A 20989-nucleotide genomic window follows, 5' to 3' on the forward strand; every position below is an offset into this window, starting at 1 on the left:
CGCATATACTTACAGCTTCCCGCCTTCCGTCACCCAGGAGCAGTCACCATGGCGACAGACCTCGCAGGCCGCCACTTCCTCAAGGAGCTGGACTTCACCGCCGAGGAGTTCCGCGCTCTGGTGGAGCTGGCCGCCGAGCTCAAGGCCGCCAAGAAGGCGGGCACCGAGGTGCAGCGGCTGCGGGGACGGAACATCGCGTTGATCTTCGAGAAGCCCTCGACGCGTACGCGGTGTTCGTTCGAGGTGGCGGCCGCCGACCAGGGCGCCTCCACCACGTACATCGACCCCGCCGGATCGCACATCGGCAAGAAGGAGTCGGCTCGCGACACCGCCCGGGTGCTCGGGCGGATGTTCGACGCGATCCAGTTCCGCGGGGACGCCCAGGAGACGGTCGAGACCCTCGCCGCGCACGCGGGCGTACCGGTCTACAACGGGCTCACCGACGCCTGGCACCCCACCCAGATGCTCGCGGAGGTGCTCACCATGACCGAGCACACCGACAAGCCCCTGGAGCGGACGGCCTTCGCCTACCTCGGTGACGCCCGCTACAACATGGGCAACTCCTACCTGGTCACCGGCGCGCTGCTCGGGATGGACGTACGGATCGTGGCGCCCCGGGCGTACTGGCCGGCCGAGGACGTCGTCGCCCTCGCCGAGCGGGAGGCCGAGCGGAGCGGGGCCCGGATCACCCTCACCGAGGACATCGCCGAAGGGGTGGCGGGCGCGGACTTCGTCGCCACCGACGTCTGGGTGTCGATGGGCGAGCCCAAGGAGATCTGGGCCGAGCGGATCAAGGCGCTGGCGCCCTACGCGGTGACGATGGACGTGCTGCGCGCCACCGGCAACGCGGACGTCAAGTTCCTGCACTGCCTGCCGGCCTTCCACGACCTCGGCACGGCCGTCGCGCGCGAGATCCACGAGCAGTACGGCCTGGCCGAGCTGGAGGTCACCGACGAGGTCTTCGAGTCCGCGCACTCGGTGGTCTTCGACGAGGCCGAGAACCGTCTGCACACCATCAAGGCCGTCATGGTCGCGACCCTCGCGGGAAGTCCGGCGGGGGCGGCCGCGCCGGGAGCGTGAACCACACCGCCTTGCCGTGCGCGGTGGGGCGGTGGCCGCAGGCCGAGCTGAGGGTGCGGATCAGCAGCAGACCTCGGCCGTGTTCCTGCCATGGGTCGAGATCGCCGCGCGGCGCGGGAGCGCCGAGGTCTCCCGGCGGCAGCGGGGAGCGGTCGTGCACCTCGACCTGGCAGCCCGCCTCGAACAACTCGACGACCAGCTCGATGGGCTGGTCGGCGGCGGTGTGCTCGACGGCGTTGGCCACCAGCTCGGCGGTGAGCAGTTCGGCCGTGTCGCTGTCGGCGGGGGCGTCGATGTCGGCGAGCGCGGTACGGATCAGGGCGCGGGCGATGGGGACGGCGGCGTTGGTGTGGGGGAGCGGGATACGCCACGAGGTCGGGGCGCCGGCCGGTTCGCGGGCGGTGCCGGAGGGGTCGGGCACGGCTGGGGTTTCCGTTTCGGTCGCGTGGAGTCGTCCGGGGCGCGGGGGGACGCGCGGGACGCTACTACTCCCTTCAACCTTACGAACCCGAGCAAGCGGCGGATAGAGACCGCCGGCGGGCGGTGACAGGGACATGTGGACCGCTGGCCCCCTGTGGTCGCCCCTGGTCGCCCCGCCCCGCGCGTCACGCCTCCGCGGGCATCCGTGAGAGCAGGCGCGCGCACCTGTCCGCACGCCCTCCTCCTGCCCTCACCCCCCTCTCGGTCTGCCACGTATCGCGTGCTCGTGACGACGGTCACGCAGGAGTGATACCTTCGAAAGGCAGGCATCTGGCAGCACGCCGAGGAGGCCGCCCTCCATGAGCCCGTTCCCCAGCTCCGCTTCCCGCACCGAAAACTGGCGCCACCTGCGGCTTTCCGTGGAGGACGGGGTGGCCACGGTCACCCTGGCCCGTCCCGAGAAGCTCAACGCGCTCACCTTCGGTGCCTATGCCGACCTCCGCGATCTGCTCGCCGAACTCTCCCGGGAGCGGGCCGTGCGCGCCCTGGTGCTCGCGGGCGAGGGGCGCGGATTCTGCTCCGGCGGCGATGTCGACGAGATCATCGGCGCGACGCTCTCCATGGACACCGCCCAGCTGCTCGACTTCAACCGCATGACCGGCCAGGTCGTGCGGGCCGTGCGCGAATGCCCCTTCCCGGTCGTCGCCGCCATCCACGGCGTCGCCGCCGGTGCGGGCGCGGTGCTGGCGCTCGCCGCCGACTTCCGCATCGCCGACCCCACCGCGCGGTTCGCCTTCCTGTTCACCAAGGTCGGCCTCTCCGGCGGTGACATGGGCGCGGCCTATCTGCTGCCGCGTGTCGTCGGGCTGGGCCACGCCACCCGGCTGCTGATGCTCGGCGAACCGGTCCGCGCCCCCGAGGCCGAACGCATCGGCCTGCTCAGCGAGCTCACCGGCGAAGGACAGGCCGACGCGCGCGCCGCCGAGCTCGCCCGCCACCTCGCCGCCGGGCCCGCACTCGCCCACGCCCAGACCAAGGCGCTGCTCACCGCCGAACTCGACATGCCGCTCGCCGCCGCCGTCGAACTCGACGCCGCCACCCAGGCCCTGCTGATGAACGGACAGGACTACGCCGAGTTCCACGCCGCCTTCACCGAGAAGCGGCCCCCCAAGTGGCAGGGGCGCTGAGCCGTGCCCGGGCCCCGGGACAGCGGCCCCGCCCCCGTCCTCGTCCCCGCCGCACGGCCGCAGCGGATCGCGGTCATCGGCGGCGGCCCCGGCGGGCTGTACGCCGCCGCCCTGCTCAAACGGCTCCGGCCCGAACGCGAGATCACCGTCTGGGAGCGCAACGCCCCCGATGACACCTTCGGCTTCGGAGTCGTCCTCTCCGACGAGACTCTCGGCGGGATCGAGCACGCCGACCCCGTGGTGTACGAGGCGCTGAAGGCCGAGTTCGTCCGGTGGGACGACATCGACATCGTCCACCGCGGCCGCACCCTCACCTCCGGCGGGCACGGCTTCGCCGCGCTCGGCCGCCGCAGGCTCCTGGAGATCCTGCACCAGCGCTGCCGCGCGCTCGGCGTGGACCTGCGCTTCCGCACCGAGGCGCCGCCCGCCGCCGAACTCGCCACCGCGTACGACCTGGTGATCGCGGCCGACGGCGTGCACAGCACCACCCGCCAGGCGTACGCCGAGCACTTCGCGCCCCGTATCACCGGCCACCGCTGCCGCTACATCTGGCTGGCCGCCGACTTCGCCTTCGACTCCTTCCGCTTCGAGATCGCCGAGACCGAGCACGGCGTGATGCAGCTGCACGGCTATCCGTTCTCCGTCGGCTCCTCCACCGTCATCGTGGAGATGCGCGAGGAGGTGTGGCGGCGGGCCGGGTTCGACGAGCTCGACGAGCAGGGGTCGGTCGACCGCTGCGCCAAGATCTTCGCGCAGGCCCTGGGCAACCGGCCGCTGCGGAGCAACAACTCCTCCTGGACCGTCTTCCGTACGGTCGTCAACGCCCGCTGGTCCCACGGCCGCACCGTGCTGCTGGGCGACGCCGCCCACACCGCGCACTTCTCCATCGGCTCCGGCACCAAGCTCGCCGTCGAGGACGCCCTCGCGCTGGCCGCCTACGTCGAGGAACAGCCCGACCTGCCGGACGCCCTCGCCGCGTACGAGCGGGAGCGCCGGCCCGTCGTCGAGTCCACCCAGCGCGCCGCCGCCGCCAGCCTGCGCTGGTTCGAGGAACTCGCGCTCTATCTCGACCAGTCGCCCCGGCAGTTCGCGTTCAACCTGCTCACCCGCAGCCGCCGGGTCACCCACGACAACCTCCGGCTGCGCGACCCCGGCTTCACCGGCGCGGTCGAGCGCGACTTCCCCTGCCCCTCCGGCACGCCCCCGATGTTCACCCCCTTCCGGCTGCGCGGACTCCGGCTGCGCAACCGTGTCGTCGTCTCCGCCATGGACATGTACTCCGCCGAGAACGGCCTGCCCGGCGACTTCCACCTCGTCCACCTCGGCGCCCGTGCCCTCGGCGGCGCGGGCCTGGTCATGACCGAGATGGTGTGCGTGAGCCCCGAGGGCCGCATCACTCCGGGGTGCACCGGTCTCTACACCCCCGAGCAGGAGAAGGCCTGGCGCCGGGTCACCGACTTCGTGCACCGGGAGGCGCCCGGCACCGCCATCGGCGTCCAGCTCGGCCACTCCGGGCGCAAGGGCTCGACCAAAGTCATGTGGGAGGGCATCGACCAGCCGCTCGACGACGGCAACTGGCCCCTCACCGCCGCCTCACCCCTGCCCTACCGCCCCGGCGTCAACCAGGTCCCGCACGCGCTCGACCGTACGGGGCTGACCGGCATCCGGGAGCAGTTCGCCGCGGCGGCCCGGCGGGCCGCCCGCTGCGATTTCGACCTGCTCGAACTCCACTGCGCCCACGGCTACCTGCTCTCGGGATTCCTCTCCCCTCTCACCAACCAACGCACGGACGCCTACGGGGGTTCCCTCGCCCACCGGCTGCGTTTCCCGCTGGAGGTGTTCGACGCACTGCGGGGCGTCTGGCCGGCCGACCGGCCGATGACCGTGCGCATCTCCGCCACGGACTGGGCTCCCGGGGGCACCACCGCCGAGGAGTCCGTCGAGATCGCCCGCGCGTTCACCGCCCACGGCGCCGACGCCATCGACGTGTCCACCGGACAGGTCGTCCCCGACGAGCGGCCCGAGTTCGGCCGCTCCTACCAGACCCCGTACGCCGACCGGATCCGCAACACGCTCGGCGTGCCCGTCATCGCGGTCGGGGCGATCTCCTCCTGGGACGACGTGAACTCGCTGCTGCCCGCGGGCCGCGCCGACCTCTGCGCCCTGGCCCGGCCCCACCTCTACGACCCGCACTGGACCCTGCACGCCGCCGCCGAGCAGGAGTACACCGGGCCCGGGGCGCCCTGGCCGGCGCCGTACCGGGCGGGCAGCCGCAGGCCCCCCACCGGCCGCACGGACGCGCCCAGACCCCGGCTCACGCTGGAGTGAGCCCCAGCAGCCCCGCGCGGGGCGGCTTTCAGAGAAATGACGCGCCACGGGAACCATGACGCCCGCCGGTCAGTTTCTACAGTGTTGTAGAAGTTGCTACCGAGAACCGATGGAGACCTCATGGCCCTGTGGGACCGCTTCAAGGAGTCCGCGTCGACCATGCAGACGCAGCTGCTCGCCAAGAAGAACGACCTGAAGAGCGGCGCGTTCCGTGATGCCGGCATGGCGATGTGCGCCCTGGTCGCCGCGGCCGACGGCACCGTGGACCCGTCCGAGCGGCGCCGGGTCGCCCAGCTCATCTCCACCAACGAGGTGTTGCAGAACTTCCCGGCGGCCGACCTCCAGCGCCGCTTCGACGACTACCTGGACAAGCTCGCCGCCGACTTCGACTTCGGCAAGGTCAGCGTGTTGCAGGAGGTCGCCAAGGCCAAGAAGAAGCCCGCCGAGGCGCGCGCGGTGGTGCAGATAGGCATCGTCATCGGCGGCGCCGACGGCGACTTCGACAAGACGGAGCAGGCCGTCGTGCGCGAGGCGTGCTTCACGCTGGGCCTGGCACCGGCCGAGTTCGACCTGTAGGGGCGGCGCGGCACTCGCGTGCGCGGGCCGGTCCGGGGGCGGCCGGTCACAGAGCGGTCGCGGCCCGCAGCACCGTGAAGAGGGTCACGGTCGCGTTCGCCGACGCCAGCGCCGAGGCCGCCGTGCCCCCCGCGGCGGTCCACAGCGCGAGCCCGGCCGCCGTCCACGCGGGCGGCAGCGCGGGAGCCGGCGGCACCGGGCCGAGCAGCGCCGCCACCCGGCGGGGCACCGGCCCGGCCGTCGCGAACCCCGCGAGGGCGGTCGCGGCGCCCCGGCCCGTCGCCATCGGGCCGGACGCCAGGGCGGCCTTGGCGATGGCCCGGGCCACCGTCCGGCGGTCGCCCACGGTCCGCGCCGCGTCCTCGTCCGCCCAGCGCTCGGCGGTGTAGGCCACGGCGGTGCGCAGCGGGCGAAGAAACGGGTTCGCGCGCGCCGACAAGCCCGCTGCCAGCAGGAAGCGGTGGTGCCGCGCCGTCAGATGCGCCTCCTCGTGCGCGATCAGCGCCCGCTGTTCGCCCGCGTCGAGGCACGTCAGCATCGCGCGCGACACGACGATCCGCCCGCGTGCCCCGGCCGCGCCGCGTCCGCCCGGCAGGGCGTACGCGTAGGCGCGCGCGTCGTCCGGCAGCACGGTCGGCCCGTCCTCGGCCGCGGGCAGCCCGGCCAGGGCCCGGGACGCGCGCGTGCGCACCCGCCGGTGCACCCACACCAGGTGCGCGCACGCCCCCGCGACCGCTCCCAGGAGCGGGATCGCCGCCCGGCCCACCATCTCGTCGTAGGGCAGCACCGCCCGTACCTCGGGGTCGGCCCAGGCGTCGGGCAGCGGATTGCCCGGCAGTTGCGCGGTGCCCACCACCATCAGGAGCAGCAGGCACAGGGTGCTGCACAGCGCGAGGACGGCGCCGACCGCCGTGAGCAGCCAGGTCGCCGCGCGGGGATGGAGCTGCCGCTCGGCAAGCCGGGCGATCGGCCAGGCGGTCAGGGGCAGGACCAGCGGCAGAAAGACGAAGACACCCACCGCGTCAGTCCCCGGTCTCCGCTTCCGCGCCGTCGAGGAGCGCGCGCAGCAGCCGCTCGTCGTCGGGCGAGAGGGCGGTGACGAAGCTGGCCAGCACCGCGCCCCGGTCCAACTCGCCGTCCAGGACCTTGCGCATCCGCAGCGCCGCGAGCCCGGCCTCGTCGGCCGCCGGGGTCCACACGAACGAGCGCCCCGCGCGCTCCCGGGTCACCGACTGCTTGGCGTACAGCCGGGAGAGGATGGTCACGACGGTGGTGTACGCGAGTGCTCCGCCGATCCGCTCCCGCACCCAGCCGGCGGTCACCGGCCCGGCCGCGTTCCGCAGCGCCGCCAGGACCTGGGCCTCCAGTTCGCCCTGTCCGCGCCTGCGGGCGCGCCCGTCCTCATCGGTCACTTCGCCATCCTACTGAGGCGGGCCGCGCCCCTCTCAGGCGTCGCCCGGCCCCCGGACGAACGCCGCACCCGCGTCCCGCAGCCGGGCGTGCAGCCGGCGGAAGACCTCGGCCGACCGCTCGCCCGGCCAGTCGGGCGGCAGCAGGGCGGGGGGCAGACCGGGATCGGCGTAGGGCAGGCGGCGCCAGGAGTCCAGGGCGAGCAGGTAGTCCCGGTACGCCTCCTCGGGCGGCACCTCGGACGAGGTCCGCGCGCGTGCCTCCCAGGTCCGCAGCGCGGGCTCGTGCAGCCCCAGGAACTCCTCGTGCTGCTTGGCGATCGCCGCCAGGTCCCACCACCGGGCGACCGCCTCGGCGGTCGGCGCGAAGCCCAGGTGCTCGCCCTGGAACAGGTCGACGTACGGGGCGAGTTGGAGCCGCTCCAGGGTGTGCCGGGTCTCGTCGTACAGCCGCGCCGGGGCGATCCACACCCCGGGCGCCGCCGTGCCGAAGCCGAGCCCCGCGAGGCGGGAGCGCAGCACATGGCGCTTGTTGCGCTCGGACTCGGGGACCGAGAAGACGGCCAGGACCCAGCCCTCACGCGCGCGTGAGCGGGCGTGCGGGTAGATGCGGCGGTCGCCGTCGTCGAGCAGTTGGCGCGCGTCGGCGGACAGGGCGTACCCGGCGGCGCCGCCCGCGGTGCGCTCGGGCACGAGGAGCCCGCGCCGTTTGAGGCGGGAGACCGACGACCGTACGGACGGCGCGTCCACGCCCACGGCGGCGAGCAGGCGGATCAGCTCGGCGACCGCGAGGGAGCCGGCCGTCTCGCGCGCGTAGGCGCCGTAGAGGGTGACGATCAGGGATCGGGGTGTGTGCTGCTCGGCCACGTGATCACTCTAGGGCCCGCAGCCGGAAGCGTTGCAGCTTGCCGGTCGGCGTCCGGGGGAGGGCGTCGAGGAAGACGACCTCGCGCGGGCACTTGTAGGGGGCGAGTTCGGCCTTCACGTGGTCGCGCAGCAGCCCGGCCATGGCCTCGCCGCCCACCACGCCCTCGCGCAGCACGCAGTAGGCGACGACCACCTGGCCGCGGGCCTCGTCGGCGCGGCCGATCACGGCGGTCTCCACGACGTCGGGGTGGCGCAGCAGGGCGTCCTCGACCTCCGGGCCCGCGATGTTGTACCCGGCCGAGATGATCATGTCGTCGGCGCGGGCGACATAGTGGAAGTAGCCGTCGCTCGTCCGTACGTAGGTGTCGCCGGTGAGGTTCCAGCCTCCCTGGACGTACTCCGTCTGGCGGGGGTCGGCCAGATAGCGGCAGCCGACCGGCCCGCGCACCGCGAGCAGGCCGGGCTCGCCGTCCGCCACCTCCCGGCCCGAGGCGTCCACGACGCGCGCGTGCCAGCCGGGCACCGGTCTGCCGGTGGCGCCCGGTCTGATCGCGTCGTCGGCCGCCGAGATGAAGATGTGCAGCAGCTCGGTGGCGCCGATCCCGTTGATGATGCGCAGCCCGGTCCGCTCGTGCCAGGCGCGCCAGGTGGCGGCGGGCAGGTTCTCCCCGGCCGACACACAGCGCCGCAGCGCCCCCACGTCGTATCCGTCGAGCTCGTCCAGCATCGCCCGGTAGGCGGTGGGCGCGGTGAACAGGACGGAGACCCGGTGCCGGGCGAGCGCGGGCAGCAACTGCTTGGGGCCGGCCTGTTCGAGGAGCAGGGAGGAGGCGCCCGTCCGCATCGGGAAGATCACCAGACCGCCCAGGCCGAAGGTGAAGCCGAGCGGCGGGCTGCCCGCGAAGACGTCGTCGGGGCGGGGGCGCAGGACGTGCCGGGCGAAGGTGTCCGCGATGGCCAGCACGTCCCGGTGGAAGTGCATACAGCCCTTGGGGCGGCCGGTGGTGCCCGAGGTGAAGGCGATCAGGGCGACGTCGTCGGCCGCCGTCGCGACGGCCGTGAACGGCTCCCGGGCGCTCGGCGCGTCGGCCAGGCGCAGCAGGTCATCGGCCGTCCCGCCCCCGTAGGGCGTGATCCGCAGACCCGGTACCGCGGCCTTCTCCAGGTCCTCCAGCGACCGCGCGTCGCACAGGGCGTGCCCGATCCGGCCGAGTTCGCAGATGGTGGCCAGTTCCTGCGGCCGCTGCTGGGCCAGTACGGTGACGGCCACCGCGCCCGCCTTCATCACCGCCAGCCAGCAGGCCGCGAGCCACGGCGTGGTGGGCCCGCGCAGCAGCACCCGGTTGCCCGGGACCACCCCGAGGCCGGTGGTGAGCGTGTGGGCGATCCGGTCGACCCGGGCGCGCAGCTCCCCGTACGTCCACACGGTCCCCTCTCCCGTACGGAAGACCGGCCGCTGTGCGCCGAACCGCTCGATCGTGCGGTCCAGGAGTTCGGCGCCGCAGTTGAGCCGCTCGGGGTAGCGCAGCTCGGGGAGGTCGAAGACCAGGTCCGGCCACTGGTGGGCGGGCGGCAGATGGTCGCGGGAAAACGTGTCGGCATGCGCTGAGGTCTTCAGCTCCATACGGGATCGCCCCCTTGTCGCCTCTGGAGCGTATCGTTTGGATGACGACAGTCAACGGTTCGCGATAAGAGCGGGTCCCGGCCGCCTCCCGGTACGGACCCCGAGTCGCGGAACCCGAGTCGCGGGCCGCGACCCGGCGGGTGCACAGCGAGACTGGACGCGACACGAGAGGGGCCGCCATGCCCGCATTCGCGCTGGAGCCGGAGCAGCGGGAGTGGTGCGCGCACCTGCGCGCCACCACCACGGAACACCTGCGTCCTCTTGCCGACAAGGGTGACCCGGGACGCGTGAACCGGCCACTCGTCGCCGCCCTCGGCGAGCTCGGGCTCCTGGAGCGGCTGTTCACCTCCGGCGCGCTCGACCTGTGCCTGATGCGCGAGTCACTGGCGTACGCCTGCACCGAGGCGGAGACCGCGCTCGCCCTCCAGGGCCTGGGCGCCCATCCCGTCGCCGCCTTCGGCACCGACGCCCAGCGCGCCCGCTGGCTGCCGGAGGTGACCGCCGGGCGGGCCGTCGCCGCGTTCGCGCTCAGCGAGCCGGACGCGGGCTCCGACGCCGCCGCCCTCGCCCTCAAGGCCGAGTCCCACGACGGCGGTTGGCGGCTCAGCGGAGAGAAGTGCTGGATCTCCAACGCCCCCGAGGCCGACTTCTGCACCGTGTTCGCCCGCACCACCGACGGTGCCGGGGCGCGCGGTGTCACCGCTTTCCTCGTCCCCGCGGACCGGCCCGGACTGAGCGGGGCCGCCCTCGACATGCTCTCCCCGCACCCGGTCGGCACGCTCGTCTTCGACGGGGTGCGCGTGGGCCCGGACGACGTGGTGGGCGAACCCGACCGGGGCTTCCGTGTCGCCATGGGCACGCTGAACCTGTTCCGGCCGAGCGTCGGCGCGTTCGCGGTCGGGATGGCGCAGGCGGCCCTCGACGCGACCGTCGCGCACACCGCGCACCGCTCCGCCTTCGGCGGCCCGCTCAAGGACCTCCAGGCGGTCGCCCACCAGGTCGCGGAGATGGCGACCCGCACGGAGGCGGCGCGCCTGCTGGTCTACGGGGCGGCCGCCGCGTACGACAGGGGAGCGCCGGAGGTCCCCCGCTACGCGGCGATGGCGAAGCTGTTCGCCACCGAGACCGCGCAGTACGTCGTGGACGCGGCCGTCCAGCTGCACGGCGCGCGGGCGCTGCGCCGCGGCCATCTGCTCGAACACCTCTACCGCGAGGTGCGCGCGCCCCGGATCTACGAGGGCGCCACCGAGGTGCAGCGCACGATCATCGCGAGGGAGCTGTACCGATGAGCCTGCACCGGGTGAACCCCGTCGAGCTCTCGCCGCCCACCGGCTTCAGCCACGCGGTCACCGCCACCGGCGGCCGGCTGGTCTTCCTCGCCGGCCAGACCGCGCTCGACACGGACGGCACGGTGGTGGGGGAGACGCTGGCCGAGCAGTTCCGGACCGCGCTCGCCAACCTCCTGGCCGCGCTCACCGCCGCCGGGGGCACCCCGGCGGACCTGGCCCGGGTCACCGTGTACACCACGGATGTCGCCGACTACCGCGCCCGGGCCCGCGAACTCGGCCTGATCTGGCGCGAGCTGGCCGGGCGGGACTACCCGGCGATGGCGGTGATCGGCGTGGTGCGGCTCTGGGACGAGCAGGCGCGGGTCGAGCTGGACGGGTTCGCGGTCCTGGACTGACCTCGGGCGGGAATCGGGGGGCGTCCCGACCTGCGGCGGAGGGCCCCGAGGCGACCCGCGGGGAAATAGGGGCCGCACAAGTCTTGTCAGTGCAATTTCACATTACTATGTTACAGCTCACAGTCACGGCTCCTCCGTTCCCCAAGTGCCGTACGGGACAGGGCGATCCACCACGACGCACCCCTCGCCGGGGGTCGCCTCGGCGTGCCCAGCCCCGGGAGCCGCGGCCCAGCACCCGCACGTGTCGACGCACCGCAGCGCCACCCCCCAAGTCACCTCCCACACAGGAGCCTTTCGGTGTCACAGCTCAGATCAGCGCGCAAGCCGCTCCTCGCCGCCGCCGTCGCGGCGACCCTGCTCGTCACCGCCGGGCAGGCCGCCCAGGCCGCGCAGGCGCCGCACCCCGCGCAGGCCGGCGCCCCGCAGGCGCTCCCCGCCTCCCTCACCGCGCGGCCCACCCCGCCCGCGAACACGGGCGCGAACCCGTTCGACCAGGTGGAACACCTCGCCAAGGCCCCCCGGCAGACGGTCCGCCAACTGCCCGCGCCCGGCCGCGGCCAGGACGGCCGCATAGCCGGGCCGCAGACCCGCGCGGTCCCCCCGGCCGCCCATTCCGCGCTGCGCGCCGCCGGGGTCCCGTGCACCCTCGACGGCATCACCGGGCTGAGCCCGCAGGGCCTCGCCGACTTCCTCACCGACCCGGCCGTCACCGCCGACGGCTGTCTGCGCGGGCTCGTCTGGACCTGGGACGCGCGGCTGGCACCGGTCATGTCCGACGCCCATGTGCAGGCCGTCGCCCACCGCGCCACCAGCCTCGCCGCCGACCATGACGGCAAGAACAGCGGCCATCTGCTGGAGCTGTTCACCTACCTCCACGCCGTCGCGTACCAGGACTACTCGCACGACGAGATCGACACCACCGACCGGCCCACGGTCGACGCGGTGGCCGAGGCCGTCGCCGCCCTCGGCTCCGCCGCGCACACCTTCGACGCCACCCCGCAGAACGCCCAGACCCTGCGCGAGGCGCTCTACGCGGCGAGCGCGCCGGGCCTGCGCCAGCACCAACTCCCGCTCATCAAGCGCGTCCTGGCCACCATGGCCCCCGGCGCCGGCACCGCCACCAGCGCGGACTGGGGCGGCGCCGCGCTCGCCGCGCTCTCCGTCAACTACCTCGGCGTCTACCCGGGCAACAAGGACGCCGCGTTCCACGCCGCCGCGGCCGCCGACCCCGCCTACCGCGCCGCCTTCCGCGTCTTCTCCGGCTACACCCACCTCAAGGGCACGGCCAACGCCTGGGTGGTCCGCGACGCACTGTCGGAGTACGGCCGCTTCGGCCAGATCGACGCCGTCAAGAGCCAGATCGTCCCCGACCTCGGCACCCTGCTGCCGACCACCGCGGCGAACTTCGGCAAGATGAGCGCCCCCTGGCTGTCGCTCGCGAGCTGGCTCAACGTCTACGGCCAGTGCGCCCCGTACAACGTGTGCAAGGACCAGATCGAGAAGCAGCTCCTCACCCACACGTACACCTACGACAACGGCGCCATCCAGGTCCGCACCGCCCTCGACAAGGCCACCATCGACCAGCTCTACTACGCGAGCAAGCAGGTCAAGTCGCAGTTCTTCCGTGTGCTCGGCACCGACAAGCCGCTCGCGGGCGACCCCAACACCACGCTCCACATCCACCTGTACGCCTCGCGCTCCGACTACGAGGTCTACCAGCCCTTCCTCACCGGGTACTCCACCAACAACGGCGGCATGTACATCGAGGAGGGCGCGACCTTCTACACCTACCAGCGCCGGGTGCCGCAGGACTCCTCGCTCACCCTCGAAGAGCTCTTCCGGCACGAGTACACCCACTACCTCAACGGCCGCTGGGCGGTGCCCGGAACGTTCGGGAGCGGCGCCTGGTACACCGGTGACCGCACCACCGCCATGGACGAGGGGACCGCCGAGTTCTTCGACGGCGGCACCCGCGACGACGGCATCGCGGTGCGCAAGTCGCTCGTCAAGGGCATCATCAACGACACGGCGGGCGGCGGACCGCGCATGACGGTCAACCAGCTGCTGCACGCCACGTACGACGGCGACGGCTTCCGCTTCTACAACTACGCGGGCACGTTCTTCGAGTTCCTGTGGAACGAACGCCCCTCGCAGCTGCGGGAGATGTACGCGCGCCTGCGCGCCGACGACCCGGCCGGCTTCGACGCCTGGCGCGACCGGATGGGCCGGGACGCGGAGGTCCAGAAGGCGTACGACACGTTCCTGGACCGGCAGATCGCCAAGGTCGACACGCTCTTCGTGCCGAACACCACGTACACGCCCAACGCGAAGCTGCGCTACTCCCGGGTCTCCGACGTCCGCGCGGCCTTCACCAGGAGCACCTACAGCAAGCCGGACTGCGTCGACAACGGCTCGCCCAAGTCGCACCGCTTCATCTGTACCGGCAGGATCACCGCACGCCTGGGGGACGCGAACAACGCGGACAAGGTCTTCCAGGACATGTCCGAGACGGTCGACTCCTTCCTGCTGGACCGGGCCGCACACGGTGGCAACAACCTGGCCGACATGAACTGCTCCTTCGGGGCGGTCGACATCTGGGCCGACAAGAGGGGCGGTACCTCCACGTACACCTGTGAGGGCCCCCTGCGCAGCTGACGACCCCCGCGCGGCCGACTCCAGGGGCCGGGGCGACTCCGACCGCTCCGGCCCCTGGTTCCCCGCCCCCGACTCCCCGAATCACCCGCCTCTTCAGGCCCCTTGGCCCCTCTAGAAGAATGTGACATATTACTGTGGTGCCCAAGAGACACCCCCTGGACGCTGTGATCGTCGGCGCCGGAGTCGTCGGCGCGGCCTGCGCGTACTACGCGGGGCGCGCCGGACTCCGCGTCGCGGTGGTCGACCGCGGTCCCGTCGCGGGCGGCACCACGGGTGCGGGGGAAGGCAATCTGCTCGTCTCCGACAAGGAGGCGGGCCCCGAGCTCGACCTCGCGCTGCTGTCCACCCGACTCTGGCGCGACCTCGCCCACGTCCTCCCACCGGAGATCGAGTACGAGCCCAAGGGCGGTCTCGTCGTGGCGCCCGACGAGACCGCTCTGGCAGCGCTGCGCGCCTTCGCCGAGGCACAGCGCAAGGCCGGGGTGCAGGCGCGGGAGATCGGCGCCGACCGGCTGTACGACCTGGAGCCCCACCTCGCCCCCGGCCTCCCCGGCGGCTTCCACTACCCGCAGGACGCCCAGGTCCAGCCCGCCCAGGCGGCGGCCCAACTGCTGCGCGCGGCACGCCAGTTCGGCGCCGAGGTCCATCTGGAGCAGGAGGTCCGCGAGGTCCTCACCGGCCCGGACGGCCGCATCAGGGGCGTCCGCACCCCGGAGGGCGAGCTGTGGGCCCCGGCCGTCGTCAACGCCGCCGGGACCTGGGGCGGCGAGGTCGCCGCCCTCGCGGGCACCACCCTGCCGGTGCTGCCCCGGCGCGGCTTCGTCCTGGTCACCGAGCCGCTGCCGCGCCTGGTGCGGCACAAGGTGTACGCCGCCGACTACATCGCGGACGTGGCCAGCGGCTCGGCCGCGCTCCAGTCCTCCGCGGTGGTCGAGGGGACGCCCTCGGGCCCGGTCCTCATCGGCGCGACGCGCGAGCGGGTGGGCTTCGACCGCTCCCTGTCCACCGAGGCGCTGCGCCGTCTCGCCGCCCAGGCCGCCGCGCTCTTCCCGGTCCTCGCGGGCGTCCGCGCGATCCGTACGTACGCGGGCTTCCGCCCCTACCTGCCCGACCACCTGCCCGCGATCGGCCCCGACCCCCGGGTGCCGGGGCTGCTGCACGCCTGCGGACACGAGGGCGCCGGCATCGGCCTCGCCCCGGCCACCGGTCTGCTCATCGCCTCGGCGCTGCGGGGCGAGCGGACCGCCCTGGACCTGCGGCCGTTCCGGCCCGACCGGTTCGAGACGCGGCGGCACCCGGGCGAGGGCGAGCACGAGCACGAGCGGGGAGGCGCCCGATGAGCAGGCCGTACGAGACGCAGGGCGGCCGGGGTTCCGGGGCGTCCCGTCCACGCTGGTGGAGCAGACTCACCGGGGGCCTCGCACCGGACCGGCTGGCAGGGCGTGCCTCCTCGGACGGGGACACCCCGGGCCGTACCGCCCCCTCGCCCGCCGCCCTCGTCGGGGCGCGGCCCGACCCGGCCTTCGCCCTCACCTTCGACGGCCGCCGGCTCACCGCCCTGCCCGGGCAGAGCATCGCCGCCGCGCTCTGGGCCGCCGGGATCCTCTCCTGGCGCACCACACGCGCCCAGGGCGAACCGCGGGGCGCCTTCTGCGGGATCGGCGCCTGCTACGACTGCCTCGCGACCGTCAACGGCCGCCCCAACCAGCGCGCCTGCCTCGTCGCGGCGCGCCCCGGCGACGTCATCACCACTCAGGAAGGCACGGGCCATGCCGACCTCACCCTCTGAGCCGGTGGAGCCCTCCGGGCCGGTGGAGCCCTTCGGGCCGCTCGGGTCTTCCCGGGCCGCCGACTCCGCCCGGATGCCACCACCCTCCGCCTCCCCAGCTTCCTCCGCCCCCCGCGACCTCGCCGTCGTCGGTGCCGGGCCCGCCGGGCTCGCGGCCGCCGTCGCCGCCGCCGACCTCGGTCTGAGCGTCACGGTCCTGGACGCGGGGGAGCGGCCCGGCGGGCAGTTCTACCGGCACCCCGCACCCGGCCTGGGGGCCGCCCGGCCCGAGGCGCTGCACCACGACTGGCAGGCGTTCGCCACGCGCGCGTCCCGGCTCGAAGCCCACCGGCGGGCGGGGCGCGTCACCCACCTCGCCTCCCACCACGTCTGGACGGTCGTCCGGGACGCGGCGACGGGGGAGTGGCTGCTGCACGCCGTGGCGAGCGGCCCCGGCGGCGAGGAGGCCCCGGCCACGGTCCGGGCGCGGACCGTGCTGCTGGCCACCGGCGCGTACGAGCGTCAACTTCCCTTCCCCGGCTGGACCCTGCCGGGTGTCGTCGGCGCGGGCGGCGCGCAGGCCATGCTCAAGTCCGGCCTGGTGCTGCCCGGCCGGCGGGTCGTGGTGGCGGGCAGCGGTCCGCTGCTGCTCGCCGTCGCCGCCTCGCTCGCGTCGGCCGGCGCCGCCGTCCCGGCCGTGGTCGAGGCGGCCGCGTACACCTCGTACGCGACGGAACTGCCCGCGCTCGTCCGCAATCCCGGCAAGCTCGGTGAAGGCGCGCTGTACGGCGGCGGGCTGCTGCGGCACCGGGTGCGGCTGCTGACGCGGCACGCGGTGACGGCCGCGCACGGCACCGACCGCGTCGAGGCCGTGACGGTCTCCCGGCTCGACCGCGACTGGCGGCCCGTGCCGGGCACCGGGCGCCGGGTGCCGTGCGACGCGCTGGCGGTCGGCCACGGGCTCGTCCCGCAACTGGAGCTGGCGACCGGACTCGGCTGCGCCACCCGGCCCACGGCCGACGGCACCCTCGCCCTGGAGCTCGATCCCGCGCAGCGCACCTCCGTCCCCGGCATCTGGGCGGCGGGCGAGACCGGCGGCATCGGCGGCGCTCAACTCGCCCTCGCCGAGGGCGAACTGGCGGCGGCGGCGATCGCGTACGAACTCAAGGGGGTTCCGCGCCCGGCCGGGACCTCCGCGCTGGTGCGGCGGCGGGCGCGGCTGCGCCGGTTCGCGCGGGCGATGGCGGCCGCGCACCGGCCCGGCGACGGCTGGACCGGGTGGCTGGACGACGCCACCCTGGTCTGCCGCTGCGAGGAGGTCCCGGCCGGGCGGATCAAGGAGGCCGTGGCGGAGCTCGGCGCGCAGGACGCCCGCACCGTGAAGCTGCTGACCAGGGCCGGGATGGGCTGGTGCCAGGGCCGGATGTGCGGCCAGGCGGTCACCTGTCTCGCGGGCGGCGGGCCGAGCGAGGACCGGAGGCCCCTGTCCTGCCCGGTGGAGCTCGGCCACCTCGCCCAACTGCCGCCCACCGAAGGCTGACCGCGGCCTTCGGGCCGTATACGTACCCGACCCGTACACGCCGAGACGCGACCCGCACGCGCCGGATGCGCGATCCCCGCGCGATCCGTGCGCGTGCCCTTGTGGCCGTCGTACGTCTTTCAGTAAAATGTCACACACCACACTAGGGAGCCCCCATGACGTCTGCCCAGACCGCCGAGTCCGCCTCCTCTTCCTCCTCCGCCCGGCTGCCCTGGCGCGGCATCATGGTCGCCACCGCGCTGCCCCTGCGCGAGGACCTGTCCGTCGACTACGACGCCTATGCCGCGCATGTGCGCTGGCTGATCGACAACGGCTGCGACGGTGTCGTGCCCAACGGCTCCCTCGGCGAGTACCAGACCCTCACCGACGAGGAGCGCGCCCGCGTCGTCGACGTCGCGGTGGAGGCGGCGGGCGACGGTGCCCGGGTGATGCCCGGGGTCGCCGCGTACGGCAGCGCCGAGTCGCGCCGCTGGGCCGAGCAGGCCGCCGAAGCGGGCGCGGGATCGGTCCTGCTGCTGCCGCCCAACGCCTACCGCGCCGACGAGGCCGCCGTGCGCGCCCACTACACGGAGGTCGCCCGCGCCGGGCTGCCGGTCGTCGCGTACAACAACCCCATCGACACCAAGGTCGACCTCACCCCCGCCCTGCTGGCCCGGCTCCACCTCGACGGGAGCATCGTCGCCGTCAAGGAGTTCAGCGGGGACGTGCGCCGCGCCTACGAGATCGCCGAACTCGCCCCGGAACTCGACCTGCTGATCGGCGCCGACGACGTCCTGCTCGAACTCGCCCTCGCGGGCGCGGTCGGCTGGGTCGCCGGGTACCCCAACGCGCTGCCCGCCTCCTGCGCCGAGCTCTACCGCGCGGCCGTCGCCGGGGACCTGGAGAGCGCGCTGCCGCTCTACAAGGCACTGCACCCGCTGCTGCGCTGGGACTCCAAGACCGAGTTCGTGCAGGCCATCAAGGTGTCCATGGACATCGCCGGGCGCCCGGGCGGCCCGGTCCGCCCGCCGCGCGCGGCGCTCGTCGGGGAGCGGGAGGCCGCCGTCCGCGCGGCCACCGAGAAGGCCCTCGCGGAAGGACTCCGCTGACCATGCGCACCCGTCACGTCTACCACGCGGTCGACTCGCACACCGAGGGCATGCCCACCCGGGTCATCACGGGCGGCGTCGGGGTGATCCCGGGCGCCACCATGGCCGAGAAGCGCCTCCACTTCCTCGACCACCTCGACGACCTGCGCACCCTGCTGATGTACGAGCCGCGCGGCCACGCCTCCATGAGCGGCGCGGTCCTCCAGCCGGCCACCCGCCCCGACGCCGACTACGGCGTCCTGTTCATCGAGGTGTCCGGGCTGCTCCCGATGTGCGGTCACGGGACGATCGGCGTGGCCACCGTGCTCGTCGAGACCGGCATGGTGGAGGTGAGCGAGCCGGTCACCACGGTCCGCCTCGACACCCCGGCCGGGCTGGTGAGCGTCGACGTGCGGGTGGAGGACGGCGAGGCGAAGTCCGTCACCCTCACCAACGTGCCCTCCTTCTGCCTCGGCCTCGACCGCAAGGTGGAGGTGCCGGGATACGGCACGGTCACCTACGACATCGCGTACGGCGGGAACTTCTACGCCTTCGTCCACCTCGACGACCTCGGGCTGCCCTTCGACCGGGCGCGCAAGGACGACCTGCTCGCCGCCGGACTCGCCATCATGGACGCGATCAACGCCACCGACCGCCCGGTGCACCCCCGGAACCCGGAGATCGGCGGGGTCAAGCACGTCTACCTCGCCGCGCCCGGCTCGGACGCGGTCCGCTCCCGGCACGCGATGGCGATCCACCCGGGCTGGTTCGACCGCTCCCCGTGCGGCACCGGCACCTCCGCCCGGATGGCGCAGCTGCACGCCCGCGGCGAACTGCCGCTCCACCGCGACTTCGTCAACGAGTCCTTCATCGGTACGGAGTTCACCGGGCGGCTCGTCGGTGAGACCACGGTCGGCGGACTTCCGGCGGTGGTCCCGACGGTGACCGGACGCGCCTGGATCACCGGCACGGCCCAGTACTTCCTGGATCCGTCCGACCCGTTCCCGGCGGGCTTCCTGCTGTGACCGGCGCACAGCCGCAGGCCCCCGCCCTGGTCGGTGCCGAGGAGATCGCGCGCCTGCTCACGCCCCTCGCCGCCGCCGAGGCGGTGGCGGACGCCCTGCGCGACGGGTTCGACCCCGAGTCGGCCCCGCCGCGCGTCAACCTGCCGGTCGCGGCGGGCGAACTGCTCCTGATGCCCGCCGCCTCCGGGGCGTACGCGGGCGTGAAGATCGCGGGCGTGGCCCCGGCCAACCCCGCGCACGGCCTGCCCCGGATCACCGGCGGCTATCTGCTCCTGGACGGCGCGACCCTGCTGCCCCTCGCCCTCCTGGACGGCGCGGCCCTGACGACCCTGCGCACCCCGGCCGTCTCCGCCGTCGCCCTCGCCCACCTGGCGGCGCCGGACGCGGCCCGCCTGGTCCTGTTCGGCGCGGGTCCGCAGGCGTACGGACATCTGCGGGCGGCGCTGGCCGTGGCCGGGGTGAAGGCCGTCACCGTGGTCGCCCGCGACCCCGGGGCCCGCGCGGCGCTGGTGGCGTACGCCCGTACGCTGGGCGTCGACGCGGACGCGGGCACCGCGGACGACGTCCGCGACGCCGATCTCGTCATCTGCTGCACCACCGCCCGCGAGCCGCTCTTCGACGGCCGGCTCGTCGCGGACGGGGCCACCGTCGTCGCGGTCGGCTCGCACGAGCCGGACGCCCGCGAGACCGACACGGCCCTGGTGCGGCGCTCGGCGGTCTATGTGGAGTCGCGCGCGGCGGCCCTGCGCGAGGCCGGGGACCTGCTGATCCCGCTGACCGAGGGGGCGATCGGGCCCGGCCGGATCGCGGCGACCCTCGCCGACCTCGTCCACGGGCGGGTGACGGTTCCCTCCGACCGTCCCCGCCTCTTCAAAAGCGTGGGCATGGCCTGGGAGGATCTGGCCGTGGCGGCGGCGCTGCACCGCGCACGGGAGCGTACGGGGCAGCCCGACAGGGCAACGTGACATTGTACGCTGAGCCTCCGCGGATTCACGGAGGAAGTGCCATGGGCGACCTGAAGCAGCGCAATCTCATCACGGCCCAGGAGCGGCTGCGCGACCAGGTCGCCCACGCCCTGCGCGCCGCCCTGGTCGCCGGTGAACTGCGCCCCGGCGCCATCTACTCCGCCCCGGGACTGGCCGCCGACTTCGGCATCTCGGCCACCCCGGTCCGCGAGGCGATGCTGGACCTGGCGCGCGAGGGGCTCGTCGAACCCGTACGCAACAAGGGCTTTCGCATCACCGAGGTGAGCGAGCGCGACCTCGACCAGTACACCGAACTCCGCGCGATGATCGAAGTGCCCACCGTGGGCAGAGTGACGCGGCTTGCGACCGTGGAGCAGCTGGAGGCGCTGCGGCCGGTCGCCGAGGAGATCGTCGCCCACGCGCGCGAGCACAACCTCATCGGCTACCTCGACGCCGACCGCCGCTTCCACCTCCAGCTCCTCGGCCTCGCGGGCAACGAACGGCTCGTGGAGACCGTCGGCGACCTGCGCAAGCGCTCCCGCCTGTACGGACTGACCCGGCTCGACGAGCGCGGCCAGCTCATCTCCTCCGCCGAGGAGCACCTCGAACTCCTGGACCTGATGGTGGCGGGCGACGAAAGCGGCGCCGAGGAGTGCATGGCCCGCCACCTCGGCCACGTCCGCTCGCTCTGGGCGCAGGCGCGCGACGAGCCGGTGGAGCCGCGCCCCAAGCGCACGCTGGGCAACCGCTGACGCCCGGACGGTGACGAGCGCCTGGTGACGCCGTACGGAAAC

19 protein-coding genes are annotated in these 20989 nt (G+C 73.9%); 14 read left to right on the forward strand and 5 right to left on the reverse strand.

Going from position 1 to position 20989, the window contains the following annotated elements; translation table 11 throughout:
• Nucleotides 1–48: 48 nt before the first annotated feature.
• Nucleotides 49–1080 (forward strand): ornithine carbamoyltransferase, encoded by a 1032-nt coding sequence (argF, locus tag AC069K_RS26015; RefSeq protein ID WP_478620377.1) that lies wholly within the window; start codon nt 49–51, stop codon nt 1078–1080.
• On the opposite strand, the gene AC069K_RS26020 is transcribed toward argF, so the two are convergent.
• Nucleotides 1025–1501 (reverse strand): ATP-binding protein, encoded by a 477-nt coding sequence (locus tag AC069K_RS26020; RefSeq protein WP_478620380.1) that lies wholly within the window; start codon nt 1499–1501, stop codon nt 1025–1027. The two genes, argF and AC069K_RS26020, sit on opposite strands and share 56 nt — an antisense overlap.
• Nucleotides 1502–1859: 358 nt before the next feature.
• Between AC069K_RS26020 and AC069K_RS26025 the strand changes: the two genes are divergently transcribed.
• The 3 genes from AC069K_RS26025 (at nt 1860) to AC069K_RS26035 (ending at nt 5591) form a co-directional block, all read left to right on the forward strand.
• Complete coding sequence (locus tag AC069K_RS26025) at nt 1860–2687, forward strand: enoyl-CoA hydratase family protein (protein WP_365111033.1); 828 nt, start codon at nt 1860–1862, stop codon at nt 2685–2687.
• Nucleotides 2688–2690: 3 nt separating this feature from the next.
• Nucleotides 2691–5015 carry a bifunctional salicylyl-CoA 5-hydroxylase/oxidoreductase gene (locus AC069K_RS26030; RefSeq protein ID WP_478620384.1) on the forward strand — a complete coding sequence of 775 codons (2325 nt, stop codon included), beginning with the start codon at nt 2691–2693 and terminating at the stop codon, nt 5013–5015.
• 120 nt (nt 5016–5135) lie between these two features.
• A complete protein-coding gene (locus tag AC069K_RS26035; protein WP_478620387.1) occupies nt 5136–5591 on the forward strand; it encodes a tellurite resistance TerB family protein in 456 nt (151 codons plus the stop codon).
• 46 nt (nt 5592–5637) lie between these two features.
• Here AC069K_RS26035 and AC069K_RS26040 read toward each other — a convergent pair whose 3' ends face one another.
• From AC069K_RS26040 to AC069K_RS26055, 4 genes are read right to left on the reverse strand one after another with little or no spacing between them, the layout of a single operon-like run.
• Entirely contained in the window at nt 5638–6609 is a 972-nt protein-coding gene (locus tag AC069K_RS26040) for a M56 family metallopeptidase (protein ID WP_478620389.1), read from the reverse strand.
• 4 nt (nt 6610–6613) lie between these two features.
• The gene (locus tag AC069K_RS26045) at nt 6614–7003 is read right to left on the reverse strand and encodes a BlaI/MecI/CopY family transcriptional regulator (protein WP_365111044.1); all 390 of its coding nucleotides are present in this window, start codon (nt 7001–7003) and stop codon (nt 6614–6616) included.
• 33 nt (nt 7004–7036) lie between these two features.
• Nucleotides 7037–7867: a PaaX family transcriptional regulator gene (locus tag AC069K_RS26050; RefSeq protein ID WP_365111047.1), complete on the reverse strand. Its 831-nt coding sequence runs from the start codon at nt 7865–7867 to the stop codon at nt 7037–7039.
• 4 nt (nt 7868–7871) lie between these two features.
• Complete coding sequence (locus AC069K_RS26055) at nt 7872–9491, reverse strand: AMP-binding protein (protein ID WP_478620394.1); 1620 nt, start codon at nt 9489–9491, stop codon at nt 7872–7874.
• Nucleotides 9492–9670: 179 nt separating this feature from the next.
• Between AC069K_RS26055 and AC069K_RS26060 the strand changes: the two genes are divergently transcribed.
• The 10 genes from AC069K_RS26060 to AC069K_RS26105 all read left to right on the forward strand — a co-directional run bounded on the left by AC069K_RS26060 (nt 9671) and on the right by AC069K_RS26105 (nt 20947).
• Nucleotides 9671–10780 (forward strand): acyl-CoA dehydrogenase family protein, encoded by a 1110-nt coding sequence (locus AC069K_RS26060; protein WP_478620397.1) that lies wholly within the window; start codon nt 9671–9673, stop codon nt 10778–10780.
• Nucleotides 10777–11175: a RidA family protein gene (locus AC069K_RS26065; RefSeq protein ID WP_365111056.1), complete on the forward strand. Its 399-nt coding sequence runs from the start codon at nt 10777–10779 to the stop codon at nt 11173–11175. Before AC069K_RS26060 ends, AC069K_RS26065 begins: the two co-directional genes overlap by 4 nt.
• A 297-nt stretch (nt 11176–11472) precedes the next feature.
• Entirely contained in the window at nt 11473–13830 is a 2358-nt protein-coding gene (locus AC069K_RS26070; protein WP_478620400.1) for a collagenase, read from the forward strand.
• 137 nt (nt 13831–13967) lie between these two features.
• On the forward strand, nt 13968–15170 hold the full coding sequence (locus AC069K_RS26075; RefSeq protein WP_478620403.1) for an NAD(P)/FAD-dependent oxidoreductase: 1203 nt from the start codon (nt 13968–13970) through the stop codon (nt 15168–15170).
• 92 nt (nt 15171–15262) lie between these two features.
• Nucleotides 15263–15619, forward strand: coding sequence for a (2Fe-2S)-binding protein (locus AC069K_RS26080; RefSeq protein WP_478620470.1), 357 nt, complete (start codon nt 15263–15265; stop codon nt 15617–15619).
• Nucleotides 15620–15692: 73 nt separating this feature from the next.
• Nucleotides 15693–17138: an FAD/NAD(P)-dependent oxidoreductase gene (locus AC069K_RS26085; protein WP_478620473.1), complete on the forward strand. Its 1446-nt coding sequence runs from the start codon at nt 15693–15695 to the stop codon at nt 17136–17138.
• A 155-nt stretch (nt 17139–17293) separates the two neighbouring features.
• Nucleotides 17294–18226: a dihydrodipicolinate synthase family protein gene (locus AC069K_RS26090; RefSeq protein WP_478620406.1), complete on the forward strand. Its 933-nt coding sequence runs from the start codon at nt 17294–17296 to the stop codon at nt 18224–18226.
• Nucleotides 18227–18228: 2 nt separating this feature from the next.
• Nucleotides 18229–19230, forward strand: a complete 1002-nt coding sequence (locus AC069K_RS26095; protein ID WP_478620408.1) for a proline racemase family protein — start codon at nt 18229–18231, stop codon at nt 19228–19230.
• Entirely contained in the window at nt 19227–20195 is a 969-nt protein-coding gene (locus AC069K_RS26100) for an ornithine cyclodeaminase family protein (RefSeq protein ID WP_478620411.1), read from the forward strand. Before AC069K_RS26095 ends, AC069K_RS26100 begins: the two co-directional genes overlap by 4 nt.
• A 41-nt stretch (nt 20196–20236) precedes the next feature.
• Nucleotides 20237–20947: a GntR family transcriptional regulator gene (locus AC069K_RS26105; RefSeq protein ID WP_365111071.1), complete on the forward strand. Its 711-nt coding sequence runs from the start codon at nt 20237–20239 to the stop codon at nt 20945–20947.
• Nucleotides 20948–20989: the final 42 nt, after the last annotated feature.

It is taken from the genome of Streptomyces sp. NPDC043908 (assembly GCF_056435525.1).